Annotated in this window: 3 protein-coding genes and 1 pseudogene; 2 read left to right on the top strand and 2 right to left on the bottom strand. The window is 68.2% G+C overall.

Going from position 1 to position 3,583, the window contains the following annotated elements:
• A partial coding sequence (locus U858_RS34085; RefSeq protein WP_042886049.1) for a YeeE/YedE thiosulfate transporter family protein occupies positions 1-201 on the top strand: 201 nt, incomplete at its 5' end.
• Between the two features lie 91 nt (positions 202-292).
• Positions 293-1,963: an FMN-binding glutamate synthase family protein gene (locus tag U858_RS0132720; RefSeq protein ID WP_025141306.1), complete on the top strand. Its 1,671-nt coding sequence runs from the start codon at positions 293-295 to the stop codon at positions 1,961-1,963.
• Between the two features lie 6 nt (positions 1,964-1,969).
• Here U858_RS0132720 and U858_RS0132715 read toward each other — a convergent pair whose 3' ends face one another.
• Both U858_RS0132715 and U858_RS36425 read right to left on the bottom strand, forming a co-directional pair.
• The gene (locus U858_RS0132715) at positions 1,970-3,451 is read right to left on the bottom strand and encodes a phospholipase D-like domain-containing protein (protein ID WP_081821799.1); all 1,482 of its coding nucleotides are present in this window, start codon (positions 3,449-3,451) and stop codon (positions 1,970-1,972) included.
• A gap of 12 nt (positions 3,452-3,463) precedes the next feature.
• Positions 3,464-3,583: pseudogene (locus U858_RS36425) on the bottom strand (DUF883 domain-containing protein); the annotation flags it as partial.

Genomic DNA, 3,583 nt, shown 5'->3' with positions numbered 1-3,583 from the left:
ATCGGCGGCCTGCTGCTGGGCTACGGCGCGCGCCTGGCCTTCGGCTGCAACATTGGCGCGTATTTCAGCGGCATCCTGTCGGGCAGCCTGCACGCCTGGCTGTGGCTGCCGGCCGCGTTCGCCGGCAGCGCCCTGGGCGTGCGCCTGCGCCCCCTGTTCGGCCTGGCGGTCGAAAAGACGCCCGCGGCGTCCAGCTGCTGAAAAACACTGTTCCAGCAATGCCCCCTGCCAGGGGGCATTTTTACGTCCGCCGTGGTGTAAGGTTGCTGCATTCCGCAACACGGAGATGGACATGCAATGGATTGCCGGCCGCTTCACGGCCTTTATCTTGACCCTGGCGGGCGCCGTCGTGACCGCCGTGCTGGCCGCCACCGGCTCGCTCTGGTGGCTGTGGGCCGCCATCCCGCTGGCCATGCTGGGCGCCCTGGGCGTGTATGACCTGATCCAGACGCGCCACGCCATCCGCCGCAATTACCCGGTGCTGGGCAACCTGCGCTTTCTGTTCGAATTCATCCGCCCCGAGATCCGCCAGTACTTCCTGGAAGACGACACCCAGGCCTCGCCGTTCTCGCGCGCGCAGCGCTCGATCGTGTACCAGCGCGCCAAGCGCGAGATCGACAAGCGCCCCTTCGGCACCCAGGAAGACGTCTACGGCGACCGCTACGAATGGATCAACCATTCCATGTCGCCCACCCATATCGGCGATACCGATTTCCGCGTGACCGTCGGCGGGCCGGACTGTACCCAGCCCTATTCGATGTCGGCATTCAATGTGTCGGCCATGAGCTTTGGGGCCCTGTCGGCCAACGCCGTGCTCGCCCTGAACGAAGGCGCGCGCCAAGGCAATTTCGCGCACGACACGGGCGAAGGCGGCATCAGCCGCTACCACCGCCAGCCGGGCGGCAGCCTGGTCTGGAACATCGGCTCGGGCTACTTCGGCTGCCGCGACGAGCACGGCGCGTTCTCTGAAGAAGCCTTCATCAAGAACGCCTGTACGCCACAGGTGAAGATGATCGAGATCAAGCTGTCGCAAGGCGCCAAGCCGGGCCATGGCGGCATCCTGCCAGCCGGCAAGGTCACGCCCGAAATCGCCGAAGCGCGCGGCGTGGTCGCCTGGCAGGACTGCAATTCGCCCGCCAGCCATTCGGCCTTCGACACCCCCATCGGCCTGATGAAGTTCGTGGCCCGCCTGCGGGAACTGTCCGGCGGCAAGCCGGTGGGCTTCAAGTTCTGCGTGGGCCATCCCTGGGAATGGTTCGCCATCGTCAAGGCGATGCTTGAAACCGGCATCACGCCCGACTTCATCGTGGTCGACGGCGCCGAAGGCGGCACGGGCGCCGCGCCGGTGGAATTCGTCGACCATGTGGGCACGCCGCTGCGCGAAGCCCTGCGCCTGGTGCACAACACGCTGATCGGCGTGAACCTGCGCGACCGCATCAAGCTGGGCGCCTCGGGCAAGATCATCACCGCCTTCGACATGGCCCGCGTCATGGCCATGGGCGCCGACTGGTGCAACGCCGCGCGCGGTTTCATGTTCGCCATCGGCTGCATCCAGGCCCAGGCCTGCCACACGGGCAAATGCCCCACCGGCGTGACCACCCAGGACCCGCTGCGCCAGCGCGCGCTGGTGGTGCCGGACAAGGCCCAGCGCGTGGCCAACTTCCACAAGAACACGCTGCATGCCCTGGCTGAATTGCTGGCCGCCGCCGGGCTGACGCACCCTGGCCAGCTGCGGCCCCACCATATCGCCCGCCGCGTCTCGTCCAGCGAGATCCGCCTGTTGTCGGCGCTGTTCCCCGAACTGACGCCCGGCGAACTGCTGCGCGGCGAATTCCGTCACCAGGTATTCCGCGCGGGGTGGGCCATGGCACAGGCCAGTTCGTTCCAGCCCACGCACGACCTCAGCACCGCGCTGGCGCAGGAATACGCCTTGGCGCATCCGCCCCAGGGCGCGCCGGCCTGAAGGCCGCTATAGCCAGCGCTCGAACATCCGCGAGAAGAACTCCATGAATCGGTCGTCCACGCCCCGGGCCCGCCAGGCCTGGGGCGTGATGCGCACCGAATCGGCCACGTCGCGTTGGAACAGCGCTTCCATTTCGGCGGCGAAATCCGGCCCCAGCACCACGGCGTTGACCTCGTAATTCAGGGCGAAGCTGCGCCAGTCCATGTTGCTGGAGCCCACCGTGGACCAGACCCCATCCACCACCGCCGTCTTGGCATGCAGCAGCGCATCGCGCCGTTCGTAGATGTTCACGCCGGCCTTGAGCAGCTTGCCGTAGTGCGAGCGACCGGCGTTGAACACCAGAGACGAATCGCTGAAACCCGGCAGTATCAGCACCACGTCGACACCGCGCTGCGCGGCGGCGGCCAGCACATCGACAAAGGCCGGGTCCGGCACGAAGTACGCCATGGTGATGTGGATGGACTTCTGCGCACTCTCGAAGGCCGACATCAGCGTCAGGTAGACCGTATAGCCATCGCTGCGGTCCGGCTGGTTGGACAGTATGCGCACGCGCGTCGGCCCGGTGGCGGGCGGCGCGATCACCTCGCCGCCACCCTTGAGCGGTTCCTTGACCTGCGATTCCCAGCCGGCGCGCACCACGGCTTCCAGCTGGGTGACGGCAGGCCCTTCGATGCGCAGGTGCGTGTCGCGCCACGGCGCCGCGTTGGCGTCCTTGTGCTTGGCGTCGGGGCCGCTGCCCACGCTGCCTGAACCGCCGCGTCCGCCCGAAGGCGACGAGGCATAGACGCCGCTGACGTTGATGCCGCCCAGGTAGCCGACCTTGCCGTCGACCACCAGGATCTTGCGATGATTGCGCTGGTTGGGCGACCAGCCGGCCCGGCTGCCGCTGACCGGGCTGACGGGGTTGAAAACCGCCACCTGCACGCCCGCGTCGCGCAGGCGCTGGAACAGTGCGTCGGGCGTCTTGATCGTGCCTACCGCATCCACCATCAGGGCCACGTCGGCGCCGCGATTGCGTGCCGCGATCAGGGCCTCGGCAAAGCGCGCCCCCTCTTCGTCGTCGTCGAAGATGTAGGTTTCCATGTGCACGTAGCGCCGTGCCTGTGCGATGGAGCGCAACATGGCCTGGTAGGTGGTTGGGCCGTCGGCCAGCAAGCGCACGCGGTTGCCTGCCACCAGCGGCGCATCGCTGACGGCCTCTTCGACGGCCAGGTGGCGCGCCAGGAAATCGTCTTTGGGGGTGTTGGGGCTGGCCGCGATATCGTGGCCGCGGCGATAGCTGTCCTGGGCTGCATCCGCCGACAGGCCGGCCTGAGCCTTGCGGGCGGCCCGCTCTTGCGCGTCAGGCACGCTGGCGCAGGCGGCCAGCGCGGCGGTGACGCACGCCAGCGCCGCCGCACGCAACCCGGGCCGCCAGGCGCTCAGCCACCCCGCCTGCAACGACAACGGGCCGCAAGCGGCCCGTTGGGACGTGGATGGCGGCCTCATGGCGCGCCGCGCCTAGCGCCGGTTGGCCAGCAGGCAGCAGCCCAGCAGCACGCCGACCAGCGTGGCCACGCCGACGGATTTCCAGGCGTTTTCATGGACGTATTCATCGGCGTAGGCCTTGGCGCGACGGGC

The sequence above is a fragment of the Achromobacter sp. DH1f genome (genome assembly GCF_000633435.1).
Classification (GTDB): Bacteria; Pseudomonadota; Gammaproteobacteria; order Burkholderiales; family Burkholderiaceae_B; genus Achromobacter; species Achromobacter deleyi.
Note: the sequence above shows the minus strand (reverse complement) of the source record. Positions and strands in the feature narration are given on the sequence as shown.